Here is a 23139-nt window from a genome sequence, read left to right on the forward strand (position 1 = left end):
TATAGTTAAGTATTCACAAAAATAATCTTTTATAAAAAGAATTTTATCTAATTTTAATTTGGTATTATTAGTATCCATATCTTCAAGGATGGTTTTTATTTGGTATATAAACCTTTTTAGTTTTTATCAACTCTTCTTTGATAATTGGTTTTGGTGCTATTTCTTTTAATTCATATATTTGATGATTATAACTAAGATATAACTCATTAATAAACGATTTAAGTACAATTACATCAGTTCTAGGTTGTATGTATTGAACTTTGCTATTTTTATAAGGAAAATACTTTTTACCATAATATGTTATAGTTGAACCACTATCCGTTTTTCTTTTAGAAAATCTTGAAAGATAAATATTTATTTCTTCTTGGTTTGGAGCTTTAATCATAGCAGATTTATTATTATCAATAGGTAAGGCAAATTGCTTATTAAAAATACTTATATATATTTTAAGAAATTGATTAGCTTCTTCTAAATTTTTAATTTTATTAAGTCTAAGTTCACTAATTAAGCGACTTTGAAGTGTTCCAAATAAGCGTTCGATTCTACCCTTAGCTTGTGGAATGGAAGTTCTAATAATTTCAACACCTAAATCATTACAAGACTTTTGGAATTGAGTATAAGTATCATTTTCCGTGTTTATTTTGCCAGCATCGATTTGTTTTTTATATCCAAAAACTGTTCTATTATCAGTATAAAATGTTTTTGGTATGCCATATTTAGTTAAAATTTGATAAAAAACATTATAATAACCATCTAATGTTTCTTGATGATCAAATCATAGTCCGACAATATTTCCTGTAGCATCATCAATTGCAGCATGTAAAAAAGCTTTTGGTTTATCCTTACCAAATCAATGATGATTACTTGCATCCATTTGAATTAATTCACCAAAATTTGTTCTTCGGTTTCTTGTAGGATGCAAGTTATTTTTCTTATTTTTATGTCTTTTTGGTGAAGTAATTTTTTCTTTAATTAATATAGTATAAAGTGTACTATATGAAATTTTAATTTTTTCTTCATTGTTTAATTTCTCATGGAAATGTTGAAAATTAAAATTATAATATTTGGTTTTATATAAATTTATAATCTTAATTTTGATTTCAAAATTTGTTGTTTTATTAGAAATTTTATTTCGGGATTTATGAATAAAACCAACTTTACCTTCTCTATTGAAAATTTGAATTAATTGGTTAATTCTTCTAATAGTTAGGTTAAGTTTATTCTTAGCTTGATGTTTAGATAATTTATTAATAATAATGTCATTTATAATATTAAACTTATATTTTTCTTTCATAGTCATGCTTCTTTCCATATTTATCACCAAGTATATTTAACTTTACTTTTGGGAAATTTTCACTCGATAACTAATAGGAAATTATCACTAAATAATGACAAATTTAAATAAAATATTGTAAATTATATAATATTTGATAAAATGTAAATATTAAACATATAAGTTTTTTACCCATTGCTTTATTTTAAAGTAAATGGGTTTTTTAATTAAAAGGAGATACCAAAATGGCTTTACCAATAAAAACAATTCTTGCAGAACAATTCAAAACTGCAGAAAGTGAGTTCACTAATAAATTCAAGAAAAATAATGAAAATTGACATAATGGTGAAACGTTTATGTTTGAAAATCAATCAGGTGAAGATAATGAACTAAAATATCTTCAATTTGAAACTTCTATAGTAGAGGGAGGTAAAGAGTATTTTGTTTATGATGAAATAATAGAAATTAATAATAAACCAGTTTTATTATTAGAAATTCATGATGATGAAAAAAAAGAAATTTGACAACAACTAATTTATCTTGAAGCAGATCAAGTAATTAAACAAATTAGACATTTAAGTTATGAACAATTTTCTAATGAAGTAAAAAATGATGAAAGTTTTATTAAATTAGAAGAAAATAAGGATACAACTATTATTAGAATACCATTTTTTGATTTCATTAATAACCTTAATGAGAAACAAAAAGAAGAACAAGTAGATATAAAAAATAAAAAAGTAAGAAAAGTTTTATGACAAGTATTAAAAATAACAATATTTGTAGTTGCTTGGGCTGGTATTGGTATTTTAAGTAGTTTAGTGGTTACTCCATTAGTAGCTCCTGTTGTAGCAACTTTTTATGCACCGTCAATATGTGCTTTAATTTCTGGAGTTATTGTTGGTGGAGTTGTTACAGGATGGATGAGAAAAGTATAAAGAAAAAATAAAAAAATTCTTTTTGCCTAATTGAAAATCAAAAAGTGAAATAAATCTAGAAAATAAACTACAAGAACAAAGATTTTTATTAAAAAGAGAACAACAAGAAGAATTATTTTTAAGCTTACCTCCAGAAGCAAAACAACAAAGAATTTTGAATAGTTTTCAACAAATTTGAAATAATAATAAAAATAAAAATTTTATGGATATGCAAAATGAATTAAGTCAAAGATTTGAAGAAAATAAAAGAGAATTAAAACAGCAAAATTTGGAAAATATTTATAAAAGAAAAGATGAATTACAAGAACAAGTAGAAGCAGCAAAAAAAGATTTAAGTGCAGAGCAAAATGGAGCAATACAAAATAAATTAGAAATGATTACTTTTGTGGCAAGTGTAATTGAAAAAGAAAATCAAAAACCTCAATCTGATGAACACGATTTAAGAATTTTTGAGAAAGAAGTTGTTGCTTTTACCAATGAAATAGAAGAAATTTTGAAAAATAATAAAAAAAGTGATAATCTTGTGAAAGAAGATGTTAGAGAAAAGTCACCAAGTAGAAAGATGAGACAAATATCTTTATAATCTAAAAAGGAGATAAAGTTATGAATAAAGAAGAAAAAGAAAAATCTGAAAAACAAAATAAGACTTCAAAAAGTCGTAGTTGATTTTCAAAATAAATAGTTTTTTAAAAGTCTACTGATAAATAAAAAAAAGTTAGGTAATACTTATTTTAAAAATATTACCTAATTTTTTTATGTTAAAGTTTTAATAAATTTTAGAACTTCATCATAGTTTGGTTCTAATGTTACTTCTTTAACAATTTGTAAATATATAACTTTGTTATTTTTATCAACAATGATAATAGTACGTGCTAATAATTGGATTTCATCAATTAATAAATTAGTAGTATTACTAAAATTATTTTCATTATTACGATAATCACTTCAAATATGAAAATTATTATTCATTTTTAGTTTTTCACAAAAGCGACTTTGAGCAAATGGTAAATCTTTGGAAATAGTAATGATAACTAAATCTTTTAATTTAGTAGCCTCTTTATTAAAGTGTATAGTTTGTAAAGCACAAGTTTTAGTATCAATGCTTGGTACACTAGAAATAATTTTAAATTTATTAGTGAATTGTTCTAAATTCATATTATCCATTGTTTTATTAACTGCAGAAAATGATAAAGTATCTCCAACTTTGATTATTTCATTTTTAATATGAACGGGTTTACCTTTAATTGTTAATTGCAACATAATATTTTTTTCTCCCTTTTTATCAAATGTATTTATAATATTATTATAACTAAATTTATTAAAGATAATCTATTAAGGAGTAACAAAGTGTTAAAAATTTTAAATTTATTTAAAATTGCTATTCAAGAATTTAAAATGGTTTTTAAAGCAGTGGGGACTAAACACATTTATAAAAATAAAAGAACAATTATTAAAAGTATTGCACTATGTTTTATTCCATTTTTATATGCTTTTATTGCTTTATGAGCTTTTTTTAATCCATTGGGAAATATTAATCGTTTACCAATTGCTTTAGTTAATAACGATAGTTCTGCAGTAGGAATTAATCGTGTTATTAATTGACATAATTTAAATTTGGATAATGAAAATCCTAATAGTAGTGGTGCTTATGAATTTAAAATTAATGATTTACAAATTAACAATGAGAAAAAAACATTTACTGTTTATTATTATGATGATTGAAAAAGTTATTATCAACATCAAAATGACAAAACTTTTTTAACTGAAATTATTATTGATAGTTGTTTTACTAAGGATTTTAATGATTTTTTTAAACAAGCTTTTAAAGTAGTTATTGATAATATTAAAACTCCAGAAAGAATTTGGAATCTTATTAATCAAATTACTATTAGACCAAAAATTAGTTTACAAGCTTCATATAAAGTTAGTCCGATTTTAGGTGAAATTAATGATTTTGCTTTAAATGCATTAAAAGATAATATTTTTAGTAAGTTTTTACCTGTTGTTATTAGTGATCAAGTATTTGATTATTGAGATAAAGATGCTTCTGATTCAGGTTATCACCATTTACAACCAATTTTAAAAGAAATTTATGGTATTCTTTCAATTGCTGTTCCTGGTTTAGGTCCTCATGCTGAACAATTTAATGATAATATTGATAGTGTAACAAGAAACGAAGAGATTAAACATATTAAAGTTTTAGAACATGATTATTGAATGAATCATACTTTATTGGCACCTATTAACTTTATTAATTTTAATATTAATATTGAAGGTCAAGATAAATCTCCTTATGGATTTGGTTTGGGTCCATATTTCATGTGTATTGGAATGTGAGTAGGTACTTTATTATTAACTTTTACTTTTATTAGAAATAAAGATATTCCAAAAACTAAATTTTGATCAAACTATTTAGCTAAATCAGCATGAATGATTATTTTTGGTTTAATTCAGTCAACAATTTTAGTAACTTCATTATTACTATTATTTAATAATATTGATTTATGACAACGATTTTGACAAATGTTTTTATACATGTGATTAATAGCAATTATTTTTGATTTGGTTGTTCAATCAATTGCTCACATGTTTCGTAATCATGATTTGGGTAGATTTTTAATTGTTATTCTTTTAATACTACAACTTTCTTCATCAAGTGGTACTTTTCCTGTTGAATTAGAACCCAAGTTTTTTCAAGTAATGTATAAATTTTTACCATTTAGTTATGCAATAAAAGGATTAAGAGAAATTCTTATTAATCCTAATCCAATGACTATTTTATGAAGTATTGGTTGTTTATTAATATTTATTATTATTTTAGTACCATTATCGTTGTTACTTAATTGATGACATGATCATAAAGATGCAAAAATGAAGTTGGAAATAAAAAAAATAAATTAGTTGTTAATGATTCTTCATCATTAAAAAATAAAACTACTACTGATGAGAACTAAACATTATATTTTTAGGTGTCCTTTTTATTAATACTTTCTAATAAAAATAGAGTATTTAAAAGAATGTTGTATATTATTTTTTTCAATTATAAACTTAAATTAATATCTACAAAAGATATATCTTTTGTAGATATTAATTTATAAAATAAAAAACATAAATATTTAAAAAAAATAATAAAAAAGTAAAAGAGGAAAAAAACTTATGCATTTTAAAAAATTATTAACAATGTTTACTATAACATTTTTTGCTAGTTCAGGGACTATGCTTTCAATTAATACTCATGTTTCTAATAACAAATTAATTAAAAATTGTTTGGTTAATAACCATGAAACATTTTCAAAATTGGAAGGAACTAGTGGTGTAATTCAATCAATAACTAGTGATCAAAAAGGCAATGTTTATGCTGCTAATGATGAAGGTATTATTTATTATATTAGTGAAAATAATAAAGATATTAAACCAATATTTAAAAGTGAAGGTATTATTCAAGCAATAGCAACTTCTAATAATGGTAATGTTTATGTAGCTATAAAAGAAACAAAAAATGAAACAAAAATTTATATAAAAAATAATGATAGTAATAATTTTAAACTACTTGAAAAATTTGATTTTAACTTATTATCAATGATAGTCTATACTTCTAATGATGGTGAAGAATATCTTTATATGGGTACAGATAATGATGTTAAAGCATATTATCAATCATTTGGACAAGAATGATTGCAAACTATTCCTGGAACTAAAGGAAAAATTTCTGCAATAATTAAAGATAATAACAATGATAAATGTATTTACGCTGCTACTACTGATGGTCAAATTTATAAAACTATTAGTGGTGATCAAAAATTTGTGGAACTTCTTACTACTGGTAGTAAAATTACTGATTTAACATTTGATAATTTAGGTAATGTTTATGCTACTGAGATGTCAGGGCAAGTTTGAAAAAAAGATAATAATAAGAATTCTTTTTTTAGATTTCAATTACATCCATTATCAAATTGTTTAACATCTATTGTCATTAATAATGATAACTGTATATATGTTGGTGATAATACTGGTAATCTTTGAAAAAGTTATGGATCATCAACCTTTGATAAACTTCAATTTAAAGTTAATATTAGTATTAAAAAATTAATATTCAATTGTGCAACTAAAAAAATATATATTGGAAGTAGTAATGGTGTTTATTTTTCAGATTAAGTAAATTAGATATTTTTATTATTTCTTTTATTTTTTTGCAAAAAAATAAAAGAAATAAGTTATAGATGAAGAAAATTATGGGCGGTTGTCAAAGTTACGAAATAATTTATTATCATATTAGTAACTTATTTCCAAAAATGAATTATTTGAAAAATAATGAAAATTAGACAAAATTACTCTCTTTTCTTAAAACATTAAATTTATATTTTATATTCGACGTATTTAAAAAAAATAAAATATACATTTTGTAAGTTAAATTAAAATTATCAACAAGGAAAAAGACAAGAAATAATCTTGTCTTTTTTTGTAATTGTAAAATTTTAAAATTTTTAATAACAATCTTTAGCACTATTATCAACACGTGTTAGGGAACTAAAAAAGTGAACTACAACACAGTTGTTAAAAATAGTAGCTAGAACATGTGGACTTGCATGGATAAATAAAAAGTGGAGTGATACCTAATAAAATATACTAACCATTAATGGTAATTCTTGGGGTGGGAGCGAATTGGAAACTAGTATATATAGACCTGTTGTAGGGACCCATTGTATTAATTCTATTCTTTATTTAACCAACCTTGCCACTCCCCAGTGAGCAAGTGTTGGTTTTATTTTTTATTTTTTTTGAAAAATTTTTTTGGGCGAGAAAATAAATTTCAAACTTGTAAAAAAAATTGAGCGGGGCCGGTTCAATTAAAATATTAATTTGTTTAACACAAATTAAATAAATATTGAATCGAATGCCTCAATGTTTTTTAAAATTTCACAATTTATTTTTGAGCCCAGTTTTCATGGAATGAATAAAACGAATAGTAGTAGTATTAATAATCTAAACATCAAAATATATGTTCTTTATGCTAGAAGCAACAGAACATATTAGGAAAGGATTATTATGCAAATAGAATTTAAAAAAGAACAAATTGTTAAAGATAAACCACAATCTATTCTTATTGATTATGTTGAATATAAATTATCACTTCCAAAATGAATGATTAAAAATAATTCTTTTATTGTTGATAACAGTTACACATATTGAGTTTTTAATTTAGAAAATATTAAAAGAGAATTAAGTGGTAATGAATTAATAAAATTATTAGAACCATATATTAAAGACCAAAAAATAACTGTTAATAAACCAATTACTCCAAAAGAATATTATCTTAATGATATAAAACTTGAACCATTAACATTTTATGAACAGCATAATAGTTGATTTATGGGTGAAATAACTGATAACAAAACTAAAATTACTAATCCTTGTTTTAAATATAACATTACGTGAGAAGAAAACAGAAAAGGTTTTAAAATAAATAATCCATATAAGCATAATGATTTAGCAATTAATTATATAGTTACTTCTTATAAGGAAATTTCAAATCATAATGAAAAAGTATTTTTGTTGAACATGTAAACAAAATAAATTAGATTATTTATTCTTTAATACTAATGATATAAAAACAAGAAAATATTTTTTAAGAGATAAAAATAGTAAAGCAATTTGTTATGACTGTATTTTAAATATTAAGTTAATTAGGAGGTATAAATATGGATAAAGAATATTTAACTAAAAGAGAAACGATTTGCATACCAGACAGTGATGATATTGAATTTAAAATAGGGCTAATTAAACTGATTGATGATTTAAAAAAAGATAATTTAGTTTGTGGTCATAAAGAATTTATTGAAGAATGTAAATATTGTTGATGTAATTGTGATTTAAAAATTATTAAAACGGTTATTAGAGGTTAACTTAATTAATGCAATATGACTTAATTATTGGAATTGACCCTGCTGGAATTGGTAATAATGGAATGGTTATATATTCAAGTGAAACTAATAATATTGTTTTTAATGAAACATTTAATACATTAACTGTTTTATGAACTAAAAATATGTATAAAGAAAAATTGCAATTAATTAAAGAAAAATTTATTGATAAAAAAATATTAGTTATTGTAGAAAATTTCTTTTTAAGTTCAAAACAATTATTAACTAATCCATTATCAACACCTAAAATTATTGGTGCATTAATGGTATTAGTTCAAGATGTTTTTAACTGAGATTATTTCGAAAATCACCCAAAAAATAAAAATAAAATAACAGATTATAAAGGAAATATAAAATTAACAAAACATGAACAAGATGCTTATAAGCATCTTCAATATTATTTAAAAAATCATAAGAAAATATTGATTTTTGATAATTATTTAAGGAATTCTAAAAATGAAAGATAAAGAAAATTATGTCAAATTAAAAGTAAAACTGAGTAACACTATTGAAGCAAAATATTACGAAAAAGGTAATAAGGAATTATATTATAGTGTTCGTGGTCAATGAAATGGATTAAATTATGTTACTTTAATTTTTAATAACCCAAAACTTTATAGACGCTGTATTTTATTAAACAAAAATGATGAAATTTTAGTAACTGGTCAAATCTTTAACACTTTAAACATTCCTAAAAATCGTGCATTTTGTTCAATCAATGTTAAATGATTTAAAAAATGAAAAGAGTAAAAAATGATATTATGAAAAATTTTATTGATAATACCAATATTAATAACATCTATAACACTAATAATAATTTTAATATTTATTATTAAAGAATTAAAAAATGAATATAAAGTATTAAAAATATTAAGTGAAATTGCTAATAAAATTAAAAATAAGGAGAAAAAATAATGATTAAACAAAAATTAATTGATTATATTGAAGAGGAATGAAATATTAATGTACATCATTGTGATTGTTGTGATTATTCTTATGAAAATGATAAACCAGAAAGAATTATGAAATTACTTGAATTAATAAGAAATGGAGAATTTGATAATGAGTAATAATAAAAATGAATTAAAAATTCCTAATTTTATTAAAAGTAATAAAGAATAATAAATGTGGTTATGGTAGATTTTATGCACATAAATGTAATAACTTTTGTAAACAAAAACAAAATAAAAGAGTTAGAAAAGAAAAGTTAAATTATGAATAAAGAAAAATTAATTATTTCTATGAAAGAAAGAATAGATTTATTAAATAATTCATTAATAGAATATTCATCCAAACTTTATGAGTTAGAAAACTGAATTATAAGACTTGAAAGAGGTGAATTTGACTAATGATAATATTACCTACTTTGTTTGAAAATAAAGATGAAATTGAAATATTATCACCATTTCCAAAAGCAATTCATACAAGTAATGATATTAGAGCAATTATTTTAAGACAATACCCAAATGTTAAATCCAAACACATAATTGTTTCTGACCCAGAAAGTAATGTTGCATTAATAGTTGGTGATAATGATTTTTATCAAGGTTGAATTAAAGTAACAATTAAAAAATTAGAAAATTAAAGGAGATTAAATATGACTAAACGCGAATTTTTAATTAAATGAAATGTAGATGAAAAATTATTTTTTATTGATAATGTTGAATTTTTACATTCAGATACACATATAATTTTTAATTGAAATGATGATTATTGAAGCATTGATTATCATTCAAAAGAGATGAAAAAATTTATAGAACTATTAAATGATTTAAAACAAATTAAAGGAGAATAAAATGCCAAGTATAGAAAATCAATCAAATTATACTTTAACTAAATTAATTAGAACTGGATTAAGTCCAATTTGTGCAATGATTGGTACAAGTGCTTATTATGGTCAAGTAATTGCAAATCCAGTATTAGGTTCAATTAATAGTTTATTATTTGGTAAAAAATTAGGTTTAGATATATGAAATTTAAATCAAAGACCAAATACTAAAACTAAATTAATTAATAGTTCTAAAAAAATTATTTTAGGTTTAGGAACAATTGGATTAGCAAATTATAGTAAATGAACTGAAAACAATATTAATCCTATTATTCCAACAACACCAATTCCAATAACTACTACAACTACAACAGAAGGTCCACCATGATTACTATTAAACAAGCAAGAAAATCAGTCATTAATGGATTGAGATACATATATTAGTTTAAATGCTTATGGTATATCAAATCTTATTAGTGGATTAACTGAGTTAATACCTAATAAATTTGAAACAATAAGAAAAATTTGTAATATGGCTACTGGTGGTTGTTTAATTTCAAGTGGTGTTGCTATGGGTATAAATAATGATTTTATGAATGCTTATGCAGTACCTACCATAGTTGCTGGTGCAAGTGAAATAATCCATAATTTATTACCTATTGAAACTATACATCATAATCAAGAAATGCAAGAAACACCATTTACAAATGAAGCTACAAGATTAATTAATGATAATAGATTTACTATTAATAGTGAAACTGCAAGTCAATATTATGGTAGTGATAATATGAGCGAAGTGCCATTAAATCATGATAATGCTTCATTAAATTGAGATTATAATCACATGAGTTTATAAAGGAGGTGAATAATTTATGAATAAAGAAAAATTAATTGAATATTATAATAATGAAATTCAGACATATAAAGAGAGAATGGAACAGTTAAATAAAGAAATGGCCTTATTAGTAAGCATTATAAGTAATTCAAAATCGATGATTGAAAGAATTAATGGTGGTCAATTTGATGAATAATTAAAAATTAAAAAGCTAAATTGTAAAGGTAAGTGCAACTAAATTATTTTTCTATCCAAATATTCGATTGGTGAAAGATAATTTAGTATTTTTCTCGGTTTTTGATTTAAAGACAATATAAATTTATGAACTTCATTTTTATTAGTTTTTGAAAAAATAAATTTTTTAGGAAATTTTTCTCTAATTAAACCATTAGTATTTTCATTAGTACCTCTTTGTCAAGGTGAATATGGATTAGCAAAATAAATTTTTACATCTAAATTTTTTTCAAGTTGTTGTCAATTTGAAAATTCTTTGCCACGATCAAAAGTAATAGTTTTAACAATGTTTTTAGGAAGAATTGATAAATAATAACTGACATTTTTATTAATAACTTTAGTAGTTCTGTTTTTAACTAATATTGCTAAAGTAAATCGTGATACTCTTTCAACTAAAGTTATTAAACATGATTTGCTTTTACCTCGTGATGATACTATAGTATCTCCTTCTCAATGACCAAGTGTTATACGATCATTAACATTTATATCTCGTTCTTTAATTGATTTACCATTAAACTTGCCACGATTTTCTTTAGATTTTCGTTTTTTACCTTTTTTTCTTAAATTTTTACTAGTAACTTTATCAAGCATTCCAAAATAAATTCAAGTATAAATTGTTTTAAAACTAATAACTCATTCTTTATGAAAATTTTTAATTCTGCCATAAATTTGTTCAGGTGATCAACCTAATAGTAATTTTTGTTGTACATATTTTACTAAATTCTTATTTTTAAACTTATGAAAACTAATATGTGATTGTTTTCGATTTTCAGCTTTATTTTGTGCAATTAATGAAAAATAATGATTATTATCTTTATTTCTATTAATTTCTCGAATAATAGTACTAATACTTCGATTAAGATTTTTAGCTATTTCACTAATTTTAAATTTAAATTTCAATTGATTCTCAATATAAATTCTTTCATCTATGCCAAGATGTTTATAACTCATATAAAAACTCCTTACTTTTTTCTAAACTAAATTTAGCATTATGAAATTTTTATATGAGAATTTTTTGCAATTTTATTTACTTGCACTTACAAGTATAACTCAGCAAAATAAATAGTTGAAAGGAAAATATTCAAATGAAAGAATTTTTACATGAATTAATAATTATTGGAACAAGTGTTGGAACATTAATTTGTAGAGAAATTATTGTTTTATTAAAAAGATTTATCACAACTCCAAAACATGTTAGAGCAAATAACAAAATTATTAAACATCAAAAAAAATTAGCAAAGTTAAATGAAAAGATTAATAAAGGAGAAAAATAATATGACAAAAATTGAATTTAATGAAAAATATAGAAAACAAGATATCAGTATTGATAGAGATTTTGATTTACATATTGATAATTGTTTTAAATTTTCTGATATTGATACATTAGAAAATGCAGTTAATGATTATAAAAAATTAATAAGCGAAATGCCACAATTAGTTAAAGATTGATTATTAGGATAAGATTAGGAGAATGTTAAATGTTAGAAAATGAAAATAATGTTCAACAAACAACTGAACCTTTAACTGAAAATAATGCTTCTTCACAAGAAATAGAAAATAAAGTTAATGAAGCAAAAAATAAATTAAATAAACTTAATCAAGAAATTAAAGAAAAAGAAATAATTAATATATTTAAAAAATATCAAGTTAAAAATGAATTTTATGATTATTTAAAATTTAAAACTAATAATTTAGAAAATTCAAAAATTGAAGAAACTATTAAAAAAATGATTAAAGAGCAACCAGTATTTAAACAAACAATTAATACAGGTGGTAATAAACAAATAATTATTAATAATAAAACAAATGATAAAGAAAATTTTTTAATTAATTATAAAAAGAAAAATTATTTATAAACGAAAGGAAAAAATAAAATGTCAGTACCATTTAATCAAAATTTAGACAATACAGAGAGATTAGTAGAAGCACCAGAATTTATAGAGTTTTTTAAAATTTCAAATAGTCCATGGGCAAACTTTTTTCCTACTGAAATTGTTGACTCAGTAAATATTGAGTTTATTGTTAAAAAACCAAAAAAACCGGAAGTAAAAATTATTGCTTGGGATGATAAAAGTAAAAGATATGAATTACCATATGTTGATACAGATAAAATTAGTAAAAAAATAACTAAAAAATATCTTGCAGGAGAAATTATTGCAGATGTAGATTTAAAAGCAAATAATGGACAAAATTTATTAGATAGTATGCAATATGAAGTTGCAAATGATTTAGCAGATAAATTGGCAATTGATGATACACAAGCAATTGCAAAATTTGCTACTAAAATTGATATTGAAGATACAACACCAGTAGGCTATTTAAAATCAATGTTATCTGCTTGAAATACTTTGTTTCAATTTAGAAATATTGCAAATAGTAAATTTTTTATTACTAATGGTCTTTATGATAGTTTAGTTTATTTAGCAGATAATAAAGGTTTAATTACCGATAATCAGTTGGCACAACAATTACGTTTAAATGGAAATAATTTATATGTAAAAGGTGTATTATGTGAAATCGTTCTTGATGACTATATGATTTTTACTAATGATAAAAATGAACAACAATTAATGACCTTTATTTTAGCAACACCAAGAGCAATGAAAAGATACATGATAGAAAATACAGTTATTTATGTAGATTTTATTAAAGATGATAAAGCAGGAAGAGCATATAAAGTTGCTGGTGAAGTTGTTGGAGAAGCAATACCATATATTTCTAATAATGAAACAACATCAAGATGAATGTTATGTGGAGTTATTAAAACAGAAAAAACTGATTTAAAAACTAAAATTACAAGTTTAACAATTGATATTACTGCAAATGTTAATAACAATAATAGTGAATTAAATACACAAATAAAAAGTACTAATGAACTTAAATCATTAAATCCAAATTTAACAAATCCAACTATTAAATATTTTAGTGATGCACAAGGAAAAACTAATGTAAGTAATCAAAAACAAAAAGCGGGTGACTTATACATAGTTATTTCTTCAAATGTTAATGATTTAAATTATAAAGGTTCAACAAATCCAATTAAAATAACTCTTAAATAAAGGAAATTAATATCATGCCAATTGGTACAACTAGTACAGCAATACTTTTAAACATAAATAAACCAAAACATACTAGAACAAGTAACCAACAAGAAAATAAAAGTTTTTGATGAGAAATTTTAGAAATGATTGGTGTACAAGTTATAGCAGTAGCACTTGCTCCTTTTACTGGTGGATTAAGTGAAAGTGTAGCCCTTGGATTAGGTGCAAGTGATTTAGTTGCTAGTATTAGTGCTGTTGGTGTAGAATTTTTAACTGATTTTACTATTAATCAAGTTTATGATTATTTAAAAGGAAATGTAACAAAATTAAATACTTTTTTTAATATATTACCTGCATTTGCTGGACTGAATAAAATTAGTCGTGGTTATCGTACAAATAAATTTATTAAGTTAGCACAAAAAACTAAAACATTAGAACAAGTTGGTATTAAAGAATCCAAAAATTTACAAGAAGTTATTAGTCAAGTAAGTGGAAAAGAAATTTTAACAGATAAAATTATTGGTAATAAACGTTATTTAATGAATTATAGTTTTACTCCTAATCGTGAAACAGTATTACGAGATTTAGGTTATGTTGCTGAAAGACAATATAAAAATAATTTTCAAAAATTAGAAGCACAAGAATTAAAAGATTATTTATTATTACAAAATACATTAATAAAATTAAGTCCACAATTAACTCTAAAATTTAAAATCAAAGATATTGAAAAAACAAATAACTTTTTAAAAAAATATAATACTGATTTAAAAAAAGTACTATCTATGAACCAACATGATTGATTAAATTTAGTTCATACAATACATTCAGAAAATAGATATGGAAAAACTTTAATTTTAGATTTACAAAAAATTCGTGCTAATTCTATTAAATTTAATTTTAAAAATAATGTTATTCATCAACTTGTTTTAAAAGCAAATCAAAGTTTTAAATATTTTGATATTAGATTTTATTTAAAAAAAGGTTTAAATAAATTTTGAAAAGATACACCATATTTTGAAAAAATAAGAGAAAGTATATATAAATTACAAGAAAAATTTGAAAAGTTAGAAAAACAAGCATTTGAAAAAATTAATAAATTAAAAGAAAAAGCAACTGATTTATTTACTAGTGCAGAAAAAAGAGCAATTAAACATGCACAATTAATTCCATTAAATTCACCAGTATTTATGGGTTGTAAAATTCAACCTTTGTCATTAGATAAATGTGCAATTACTATTTATCATCGCAATACTAAATATAAACCAATTACAGTTGTTGATAGTATTCTTAAAGCAGAAACTTTTGTTACTCAAATACATCCATTCCATTGATATCGTTGATATAGTGGTTGATACATTGGTTATGGTGTTAATCATAATAAATGATTAAAAGCAATAGCATTTGCTCCACCAGTGGTTCAACAAGTAATTAGAGATAGTTTTAAAGTATATAGAGAAATATTTAGAATAGTAAGAACTTATCATAAAGTAGTAAATGTTATTAATAATCCTATTGAAAATGTAAATAAATCATTTAAAAGTGTTGGTTTAAAATTTTCAGTTAATACTTTATTTGGTACAGGATTATTACATCATTTAGAAAAATTTGCATATAGTCAAGTTATAGCAAAAAGTAAGAAAAAATTAAGAAAAAACAAAAATAAAATACAAAAAGAAATTGAACATATAACACATAGAAAAACAAAAAAACATACTCATCATTATAAACAAGCATTTTTTAAGGAATGATAAATTATGATTAATAAACTTTGAACTGGTGTCAGTCTTGAAAATTATAATAACTGATATCCATTAACTGGAAAAATTACAGAAACTCCACAGCAATACATACAAACATGACCTAATGTTAATGATTGATTTAAAACTTTTGCTATTCGTGCTCAAAATGATATTAATGCTTATCTTGATTTTATTTTATCTAAATTTCCCTTTGATAGTTTTAAAGATGAATTAATTAAAGAAACATTAAGAGATATGGTTTATGTTATGGTTGAACATTGAGTATTTAATCGTACACCAATTGAATTTAATGTTGATGCTACTATTCAATTTAATAATGGTAGTCAATTTAGTGCAAATAGTACTCCTACGATTAATGTTTGAGATTTAGCACCTAGTAGAATGAAAATATGAGCAAGATTAACTGAATTAAAACAAATATTTTCAAGTTATAATGATGATGAAATAGATGTTGAAAAAATTGACTTAAAAGCATTTTATACTAGAAATCAAGTTGATGAATTAATTGAACAACAAAAAGAATTTACATTATTAAAACAAATTAAATTATATGATGATTTAGTTGATGATAATGAAAATGAAATATATAGAGGTCCTGTTAGTAAATTTATTAATAAAGGTTATGTTACAACAGATTACGATAAAGAAACTGAAACAATGATTTTAGATTGACCTGATGAAATTGGAACATTACCACCAGAAGCATTACAAAATAATCCACAAATTGGTGATTATACACATGCTCCAACTTGTGATTTTTCTGCTAAACAACAAAAAAATATTACAGCTTTAACTAATACTAAACAAAATAAATTAAGTACTGGTCATGGCATTAATATTACAGAAGATAATGTAATATCTGTAAGTTCTTATTTAGTAACACCACAAGATTTTTTAAATAATCCACAATGAGAAGAACAAAAATCAATGATTTTAACAAGAAATACATATTATCAAATTTTTTGGTCACCTAATATGTCAAACAGTCAAGGACATAAAGGAGTATTTTTCTTTTATGGTGCAGTACCAACAGCCCATAATGTAGCTATTGATTCAGCAGGTTATTATTCAAATTCTACTAATGAAATTAAAGCTCATTTAAGTGTCCAACCCGAAAATGATGAATTAATACTATCATATTTTGATGGTAATTCTTGAATAGTAACTAATCTAGATGGAAATAAACTAGGAACTAAAATATATAAGCCTAAGACAAATAATAAAATTTATAGAATTAAAAGTAATACATTAGATATTACTTCACCAAGTGTAATTAATATAAATAAACCTATAAAAATTAATTCAAAAAGTTTAGAAACTAATGAAATAGAAGAAAATAATTGAGATATTGAATTAAAAGATATTCCTCCAACACCAAGTCCAAGTAGTTCAAATTGAAAAGATGTAGGAACAAGAGAGAAAAATAAATGAGATAATTGACAAATTACTTATGATTTTCAAGAAAATAAACATTATAGAGTTTATTATTCTTGAAGTATATATAATCCAGTTTATACTATTCAAGAATTTATTATAACTGATAAAAAAATTGCTGGTGTACAAATACAAACCTTTAATGATAGTACTAATATAGTAATTTTATCAGTTCAACATGCAAAATGGATTACTATTTATACTGGAAAAGGTAATTTAAAAGGTAATGTATGAAAATTAGAAGAATTACAGGAATAATATTATGTTTTTTAAAATTATAAAAATTATTTTAGGTTTAATAGGAGTAATTTTATCATCAGCAACAGCAGGTTTAATTATATTTATCATTGTAAAAATCATATTAAAAATTAATCAAATATTTTAAGAAAGGTGGTGAATATTATGTTAGGTAAATTTTTTAGAAAAGATAAAAGTAATATTAGTGATAATCAAAATGAAAAAGTAAAATTTTTAAATAATAAAAGCTAAATTGTAAAGGTAAGTGCAACTAAATTATTTTTCTATCCAAATATTCGATTGGTGAAAGATAATTTAGTATTTTTCTCGGTTTTTGATTTAAAGACAATATAAATTTATGAACTTCATTTTTATTAGTTTTTGAAAAAATAAATTTTTTAGGAAATTTTTCTCTAATTAAACCATTAGTATTTTCATTAGTACCTCTTTGTCAAGGTGAATATGGATTGGCAAAATAAATTTTTACATCTAAATTTTTTTCAAGTTGTTGTCAATTTGAAAATTCTTTGCCACGATCAAAAGTAATAGTTTTAACAATGTTTTTAGGAAGAATTGATAAATAATAACTGACATTTTTATTAATAACTTTAGTAGTTCTGTTTTTAACTAATATTGCTAAAGTAAATCGTGATACTCTTTCAACTAAAGTTATTAAACATGATTTGCTTTTACCTCGTGATGATACTATAGTATCTCCTTCTCAATGACCAAGTGTTATACGATCATTAACATTTATATCTCGTTCTTTAATTGATTTACCATTAAACTTGCCACGATTTTCTTTAGATTTTCGTTTTTTACCTTTTCTTCTTAAATTTTTACTAGTAACTTTATCAAGCATTCCAAAATAAATTCAAGTATAAATTGTTTTAAAACTAATAACTCATTCTTTATGAAAATTTTTAATTCTGCCATAAATTTGTTCAGGTGATCAACCTAATAGTAATTTTTGTTGTACATATTTTACTAAATTCTTATTTTTAAACTTATGAAAACTAATATGTGATTGTTTTCGATTTTCAGCTTTATTTTGTGCAATTAATGAAAAATAATGATTATTATCTTTATTTCTATTAATTTCTCGAATAATAGTACTAATACTTCGATTAAGATTTTTAGCTATTTCACTAATTTTAAATTTAAATTTCAATTGATTCTCAATATAAATTCTTTCATCTATGCCAAGATGTTTATAACTCATATAAAAACTCCTTACTTTTTTCTAAACTAAATTTAGCATTATGAAATTTTTATATGAGAATTTTTTGCAATTTTATTTACTTGCACTTACAAGTATAACTCAGCAGGTAAAAATTTAACTGATATATATGATTGAAATGTTAATGAAATATTTAAACGTTGTGGTATTCATATACCAAGTCAAAAGAAATCTGCACAACAATCAGTACCTGAAAGTACAGCAGTAAATATTTCAACTATTAATTATATTGAACAAAAATTATGACAATTTAATATTGATATTCTTAAATTTATTCAAATATTAGTAAGTATAGATAAAGATTTATTAAATAGTAAAACATTTAATATTAATGATGAACAAGAAATTAATAATTTAACAGTTAAATTAAAATTATTTAATCCAGAAAATAACCAATTAATAGGAGATAACAATGGAAGACAACAACAAACCACAAACAAAGTTTCCACAGAAACAGAAGCAAACTAAACTTAATCAAGCAGAAGTAGAAAATGATTATTTAATTGATAATATTCCTTATGATTTTACTAATATGATGGGTGCTACTAGTGACCCAGATATTAATAGAGCATACGATGAATTTAAAAAAAGAACAATTTATATTTATGAAATTGAACGTTTATTTAAAAATAATGAAAATAATAGTTTAAGATTTTCAGCAAATACTATTAAAATTGGTTTTATTGATATTGATAAAGTATTAAAAACTATTGCTGTTGAAACATCAGACTTTACTATGCAATTAAATCAAAGAGCTAGCACAAATATTAATGATAATACAATTGAATATAGTATGACTGATATTAAAAATTTAATTTTTCAAGAAATAAATTTATTAAATCAATTTAAATTATATGCAGTTAGTATAAATGAACCATTAATTGAAAATAATATTGATAATTTATATATCATTAATAATTATTCACAACCTTATCAAAATCCAAAAACAAGAAGTACTAAAAGTATTACTATTATTAAAATTAAAGATTTTAAAACAAGAGATGGTTATCCAATTATTATTAAATTACAAAAACCATTAGATAAAGATACAAAAGTTATTGGTTTAAAAATTAAAGCACCTAGAAGCATGATTTTCGGCAATATAAAGGTACTTGGTGAAGTTGACAATATGGAAGTATACCCAAAGTTATTTATCAAGGATAAGATAGCATTTCCGCTGTTATCAATGCCTATTGAAACTCAACCAAAAGTTAGAATATTACAACAATGATTTAGTGAACAAATATTACCTTGAAACTTAGCAAAACAATTTATAGGAGAAGAAAAATCGGTTTTAGATTTAATTGCTATTGGTGGTGGTAAAGAAACAAGAAAAGAAATAATTAAAAATGCAAGAGTTACACACGCTTGATTAGGATATGAATTTAGTAATGTTTTAGGTGGTAAATGACCACTAAAAAGTCAAAAAGAATTAAAAGATAAAGAAGTTTGAGATTTTGTAGGTGAAAGTCAATTTTATCAATATGTTGCAACTAATAATAGATTTGATGATATTGAAATTGAAATAAAAGATGCACCAACTAATGATAGTTTACAGAAACTATTATTAGATATGTTAAGTTATATATATAACTACAATATAAATTTTGAAGGTGCTACATATGAAGATAAAAATGGTAAACCAAAAAATGATATTGCAAAATTACGTGTAAAATTTGAGGGACAAAAGCCCGAAGATGTTATTACTAATTTATTTAAACAATGAAAATTAGATTACCCAAACTATATTAATTTAAAACAAGTAAAAATTTTCAAACAAATATTTATCATGTTATCAGAATATATTTATTCAATGTTATCAATTAATAAAGGTTTAAATGATGATAATAAAATATTGTTACCTTATTATTTCGAACTAAAATCAAGTCCAATACATCCTAATGAAAATAAAATTTGGGAATATAAAGATGCAAAAGTTATATTAAAATCTGAATATTTTGATTTTACTGATGTTAATAACATTAAGTTAAAAAATAATGATATTAGTCAAAATGAATTATTTAAATTAGATGATAATCAATTTAATTGATTATCTATAACTAATGAATTAGAAAGTAATAATATTCCTTCATTAATTCCAGCAGATTGAACATTAGGTAATGGTGAATATGGTAAGTATTTTACAAGAGCAATTATGGATAAAAGTAAAATTGAAAATGCTTTAAATTTATATGGTTCTAATAAATCACAATTATTTTCTAAATTTGAATTTTATAAAGAAATTTCGCAAATTGATAATATTAATGAATTTGAATTACAGACTGAAAATCCGATTAATAATTTAAATCGGATTGAAATCAGTGGAATATTTGGTGCTGGTAATTATGATTTAATTTTAATTACTAATAAACAAGAAATAGAATTAAATAATATTAATTTATTTGATAAATATAATGAAAATATTTCTTATATAAATCTAGAAATTTAATTATCAAAATATCCATTAGGATAAATACCGTCCCATTTTATATCAGTACTATCTATTGGCTTAATTCCAAAATATAAATTTATTTTATGTTGGTCATTTGTTTTTTCTGACCATATTGTTGTTCCACCCCCCCAGTAGACTGTATAGTCATGTCCTAAATATGATTTATAATTATAAGTTTTATAGTACGACATTATACTTAATAATAATGCAGTTATAACAGCAGTTCATAATATTATTTTTTTATAATTTGTTTTAATTCATTTTTTTAAATTATTTATTTCTTTTCTTTTTGGTTCATTTTTATTTTCTACGTTTTTTATTATTTCTTTGCTATCTTGCATTTTAATTCTCCTTTTTTCCTTGATTTTACTTTTAAATTGTACTATTTTTGATTATTTTTACAAGTATGCTTTTAAACGCAAAATAACGCTTAAATTAAAGGCGTTTATTTTATGATACCTATACTATTAATTATATTGAAATTGTTTGTTATATTTTAAATATGAAAGTGGTTTTTTAAATAATTTTTATTTTATTTAAAATTACACTTATATATTTATATAATAATTAAGTAAATTAATTTTTTAAATATATTTACAATAAATTTAGATTTTTTTAAAATAGTTAGGAGAAGTAAATATGAATTTTAATTATAAATGAAATTTTAGAGAACAAAGTGCAAAAATTGATAAATTAGTTTTAGAACATATAACAAAAAAATGAGAAAAATGAGATTGAAGAATAAAAAATACAAGAGATAAAAAGAAATATAAAATTGTTGATTATCAATATCGAACAAGAAAAATAATGTATGGATTAGTAACTTATAAAAGAAGAATTTATGAATATTTTGATGAAAAATTACAAAAATGAGTTCGTGTTTGTTTAGTTGATGAATGACTAGAATTACCTAAATATAAAAGAATTGGTGAAGATGTTGAACAAACTATTATTGAATATTTTGCTGATGGAAAAAGATATCATGATATTTGTGCTATTTGTAAAAAAGCAGGTATTAGTGTTAGTACTGTTCATAGAGTTTTTAAAAATTTAGAAGTAATTGAAGCAAATCCAGTAAAAGTAAAATTAGAAAAAAATCAACCTATTTTTGTAGCAATTGATGATGGACATCGAAAGTTTTGAGATTTTAAACGTAAAGGTATAAAACACTCTATGAGATTAATAACAACATATACAGATAATATTAATCATAAAGTACAAAATAAAAGAGTAAAAGCAATTATTAGACCAACAAGAACAGCAATTGGAGTTAAAAAAACTGCTGAATTTGTTAAAGAACATTGTCAAAAATTTTATGAAAATGTTGAACAAGCAAAAATAATTATTTGTGGAGATAGTGCTGGATGAATTAAAGATGTAGCAGATTATCTTGGTGCTGAGTTTGTTTTAGATAAATTCCATTTAATTAGAACATTATATCTTGGTATAATGGCGGGAAATAAAGGAAAATATTGAAGTGAATATAATAATTGTAAAGATTTCATTAATAATGGTCAATATGAACAATTAATTGATTATTTATATAAAGAATTAGATAATCATAAAAAGTTAAAAAAACAATATTTTAAAAATAATAAAAAAGGTATTGTTAATCAAGGTGCAAAATGAAATATTGGTTGTTTTACTGAAACAAATATTTGACATGTTTTAAAAGAAATGATTGTTAATAGAACATATAGTATTTTTATTTATATAAAAATGGTTATTTTTAAATGTAATCAAATAAATTTAAAAACATAATTTTACTTATTTTAAAATAAAAAATTAAAAAAACTTATTAAATTAAAAGTTAATAAGAATTTTTGTTATATATTTATGTTAATTAAATTATTAAAATGTTTTTATAATTTATAAAATTGAGTATTTTAATTGTAATATTTTTAAATTAGTAGTAAGATAAAATTACAATTTCATAAAAATCCAAATTATTTCTTGTCTAAATTTATAATAAGACTACAACGATTTAATTTATTCCGGATTTTTGACAA

At 22.3% G+C, this 23139-nt stretch carries 30 protein-coding genes; 25 read left to right on the forward strand and 5 right to left on the reverse strand.

What is annotated here, in order from left to right; genetic code table 4:
- Window positions 1-67: 67 nt before the first annotated feature.
- Window positions 68-1312 carry an ISNCY family transposase gene (locus AACL03_RS08380; RefSeq protein ID WP_339038837.1) on the reverse strand — a complete coding sequence of 415 codons (1245 nt, stop codon included), beginning with the start codon at window positions 1310-1312 and terminating at the stop codon, window positions 68-70.
- Between the two features lie 206 nt (window positions 1313-1518).
- Here AACL03_RS08380 and AACL03_RS08385 point away from each other — a divergent pair, with 206 nt between their 5' ends.
- Together AACL03_RS08385 and AACL03_RS08390 are read left to right on the forward strand one after the other, a co-directional pair.
- On the forward strand, window positions 1519-2208 hold the full coding sequence (locus AACL03_RS08385; RefSeq protein WP_339040049.1) for a DUF1360 domain-containing protein: 690 nt from the start codon (window positions 1519-1521) through the stop codon (window positions 2206-2208).
- 22 nt (window positions 2209-2230) lie between these two features.
- Complete coding sequence (locus AACL03_RS08390; protein WP_339040050.1) at window positions 2231-2791, forward strand: hypothetical protein; 561 nt, start codon at window positions 2231-2233, stop codon at window positions 2789-2791.
- 170 nt (window positions 2792-2961) lie between these two features.
- On the opposite strand, the gene tpx is transcribed toward AACL03_RS08390, so the two are convergent.
- Window positions 2962-3468 (reverse strand): thiol peroxidase, encoded by a 507-nt coding sequence (gene tpx / locus AACL03_RS08395; RefSeq protein WP_252320221.1) that lies wholly within the window; start codon window positions 3466-3468, stop codon window positions 2962-2964.
- Window positions 3469-3555: 87 nt separating this feature from the next.
- On the opposite strand from tpx, the gene AACL03_RS08400 reads away from it, so the two are divergent.
- From AACL03_RS08400 to AACL03_RS08465, 14 genes are all read left to right on the forward strand, one after another.
- Window positions 3556-5109, forward strand: coding sequence for a YhgE/Pip family protein (locus tag AACL03_RS08400; RefSeq protein ID WP_339040051.1), 1554 nt, complete (start codon window positions 3556-3558; stop codon window positions 5107-5109).
- Window positions 5110-5364: 255 nt separating this feature from the next.
- The gene (locus tag AACL03_RS08405) at window positions 5365-6363 is read left to right on the forward strand and encodes a WD40 repeat domain-containing protein (RefSeq protein WP_339040052.1); all 999 of its coding nucleotides are present in this window, start codon (window positions 5365-5367) and stop codon (window positions 6361-6363) included.
- 747 nt (window positions 6364-7110) lie between these two features.
- A complete protein-coding gene (locus tag AACL03_RS08410) occupies window positions 7111-7242 on the forward strand; it encodes a hypothetical protein (protein WP_338956793.1) in 132 nt (43 codons plus the stop codon).
- 12 nt (window positions 7243-7254) lie between these two features.
- Window positions 7255-7773: a hypothetical protein gene (locus AACL03_RS08415; protein WP_338956794.1), complete on the forward strand. Its 519-nt coding sequence runs from the start codon at window positions 7255-7257 to the stop codon at window positions 7771-7773.
- A gap of 134 nt (window positions 7774-7907) precedes the next feature.
- Window positions 7908-8111 (forward strand): hypothetical protein, encoded by a 204-nt coding sequence (locus AACL03_RS08420; protein WP_339040053.1) that lies wholly within the window; start codon window positions 7908-7910, stop codon window positions 8109-8111.
- An 8-nt stretch (window positions 8112-8119) separates the two neighbouring features.
- Window positions 8120-8596 carry a hypothetical protein gene (locus AACL03_RS08425; protein ID WP_339040054.1) on the forward strand — a complete coding sequence of 159 codons (477 nt, stop codon included), beginning with the start codon at window positions 8120-8122 and terminating at the stop codon, window positions 8594-8596.
- A complete protein-coding gene (locus AACL03_RS08430) occupies window positions 8586-8879 on the forward strand; it encodes a hypothetical protein (RefSeq protein ID WP_338956800.1) in 294 nt (97 codons plus the stop codon). The genes AACL03_RS08425 and AACL03_RS08430 overlap by 11 nt, the downstream gene beginning before the upstream one ends.
- A 3-nt stretch (window positions 8880-8882) precedes the next feature.
- Complete coding sequence (locus tag AACL03_RS08435) at window positions 8883-9044, forward strand: hypothetical protein (protein ID WP_339040055.1); 162 nt, start codon at window positions 8883-8885, stop codon at window positions 9042-9044.
- Complete coding sequence (locus AACL03_RS08440) at window positions 9044-9199, forward strand: hypothetical protein (RefSeq protein WP_338956806.1); 156 nt, start codon at window positions 9044-9046, stop codon at window positions 9197-9199. The genes AACL03_RS08435 and AACL03_RS08440 overlap by 1 nt, the downstream gene beginning before the upstream one ends.
- 144 nt (window positions 9200-9343) lie before the next feature.
- Complete coding sequence (locus AACL03_RS08445) at window positions 9344-9478, forward strand: hypothetical protein (protein WP_338956809.1); 135 nt, start codon at window positions 9344-9346, stop codon at window positions 9476-9478.
- Window positions 9478-9714 carry a hypothetical protein gene (locus AACL03_RS08450; protein WP_338958883.1) on the forward strand — a complete coding sequence of 79 codons (237 nt, stop codon included), beginning with the start codon at window positions 9478-9480 and terminating at the stop codon, window positions 9712-9714. Before AACL03_RS08445 ends, AACL03_RS08450 begins: the two co-directional genes overlap by 1 nt.
- Window positions 9715-9726: 12 nt before the next feature.
- Window positions 9727-9924 (forward strand): hypothetical protein, encoded by a 198-nt coding sequence (locus tag AACL03_RS08455; protein ID WP_338979823.1) that lies wholly within the window; start codon window positions 9727-9729, stop codon window positions 9922-9924.
- A 1-nt stretch (window position 9925) separates the two neighbouring features.
- Complete coding sequence (locus AACL03_RS08460) at window positions 9926-10753, forward strand: hypothetical protein (RefSeq protein ID WP_339040056.1); 828 nt, start codon at window positions 9926-9928, stop codon at window positions 10751-10753.
- Between the two features lie 16 nt (window positions 10754-10769).
- Window positions 10770-10928, forward strand: a complete 159-nt coding sequence (locus tag AACL03_RS08465) for a hypothetical protein (RefSeq protein ID WP_174481559.1) — start codon at window positions 10770-10772, stop codon at window positions 10926-10928.
- 38 nt (window positions 10929-10966) lie between these two features.
- Here the strand turns inward: AACL03_RS08465 and AACL03_RS08470 are convergent, their stop codons facing one another.
- A complete protein-coding gene (locus AACL03_RS08470) occupies window positions 10967-11917 on the reverse strand; it encodes an IS30 family transposase (protein ID WP_339039091.1) in 951 nt (316 codons plus the stop codon).
- Window positions 11918-12051: 134 nt separating this feature from the next.
- Between AACL03_RS08470 and AACL03_RS08475 the strand changes: the two genes are divergently transcribed.
- Genes AACL03_RS08475 through AACL03_RS08505 form a run of 7 tightly spaced genes read left to right on the forward strand, consistent with a single transcriptional unit; the run spans window position 12052 to window position 17586 of the window.
- Complete coding sequence (locus AACL03_RS08475; protein WP_174481134.1) at window positions 12052-12240, forward strand: hypothetical protein; 189 nt, start codon at window positions 12052-12054, stop codon at window positions 12238-12240.
- A 1-nt stretch (window position 12241) separates the two neighbouring features.
- Window positions 12242-12427, forward strand: coding sequence for a hypothetical protein (locus AACL03_RS08480; RefSeq protein ID WP_281748210.1), 186 nt, complete (start codon window positions 12242-12244; stop codon window positions 12425-12427).
- Window positions 12428-12444: 17 nt separating this feature from the next.
- On the forward strand, window positions 12445-12822 hold the full coding sequence (locus tag AACL03_RS08485) for a hypothetical protein (RefSeq protein WP_339040057.1): 378 nt from the start codon (window positions 12445-12447) through the stop codon (window positions 12820-12822).
- An 18-nt stretch (window positions 12823-12840) separates the two neighbouring features.
- A complete protein-coding gene (locus AACL03_RS08490; RefSeq protein ID WP_338957325.1) occupies window positions 12841-14025 on the forward strand; it encodes a hypothetical protein in 1185 nt (394 codons plus the stop codon).
- A 14-nt stretch (window positions 14026-14039) separates the two neighbouring features.
- The gene (locus AACL03_RS08495; protein ID WP_339040058.1) at window positions 14040-15758 is read left to right on the forward strand and encodes a hypothetical protein; all 1719 of its coding nucleotides are present in this window, start codon (window positions 14040-14042) and stop codon (window positions 15756-15758) included.
- 3 nt (window positions 15759-15761) lie between these two features.
- Window positions 15762-17459, forward strand: a complete 1698-nt coding sequence (locus AACL03_RS08500) for a hypothetical protein (protein WP_339040059.1) — start codon at window positions 15762-15764, stop codon at window positions 17457-17459.
- Between the two features lie 4 nt (window positions 17460-17463).
- Complete coding sequence (locus tag AACL03_RS08505; protein WP_255495924.1) at window positions 17464-17586, forward strand: hypothetical protein; 123 nt, start codon at window positions 17464-17466, stop codon at window positions 17584-17586.
- Between the two features lie 123 nt (window positions 17587-17709).
- Here the strand turns inward: AACL03_RS08505 and AACL03_RS08510 are convergent, their stop codons facing one another.
- Window positions 17710-18660, reverse strand: a complete 951-nt coding sequence (locus tag AACL03_RS08510) for an IS30 family transposase (protein ID WP_339038665.1) — start codon at window positions 18658-18660, stop codon at window positions 17710-17712.
- A gap of 430 nt (window positions 18661-19090) precedes the next feature.
- On the opposite strand from AACL03_RS08510, the gene AACL03_RS08515 reads away from it, so the two are divergent.
- Entirely contained in the window at window positions 19091-21127 is a 2037-nt protein-coding gene (locus AACL03_RS08515) for a hypothetical protein (protein ID WP_339040060.1), read from the forward strand.
- On the opposite strand, the gene AACL03_RS08520 is transcribed toward AACL03_RS08515, so the two are convergent.
- Window positions 21124-21471 carry a hypothetical protein gene (locus AACL03_RS08520; protein WP_339040061.1) on the reverse strand — a complete coding sequence of 116 codons (348 nt, stop codon included), beginning with the start codon at window positions 21469-21471 and terminating at the stop codon, window positions 21124-21126. The two genes, AACL03_RS08515 and AACL03_RS08520, sit on opposite strands and share 4 nt — an antisense overlap.
- A gap of 298 nt (window positions 21472-21769) precedes the next feature.
- On the opposite strand from AACL03_RS08520, the gene AACL03_RS08525 reads away from it, so the two are divergent.
- Window positions 21770-22891: an Mbov_0401 family ICE element transposase-like protein gene (locus AACL03_RS08525; protein WP_338956840.1), complete on the forward strand. Its 1122-nt coding sequence runs from the start codon at window positions 21770-21772 to the stop codon at window positions 22889-22891.
- Window positions 22892-23139 lie beyond the last annotated feature (248 nt).

The organism is Spiroplasma endosymbiont of Andrena trimmerana, assembly GCF_964019575.1.
Classification (GTDB): Bacteria; Bacillota_I; Bacilli_A; order Mycoplasmatales; family VBWQ01; genus Spiroplasma_E.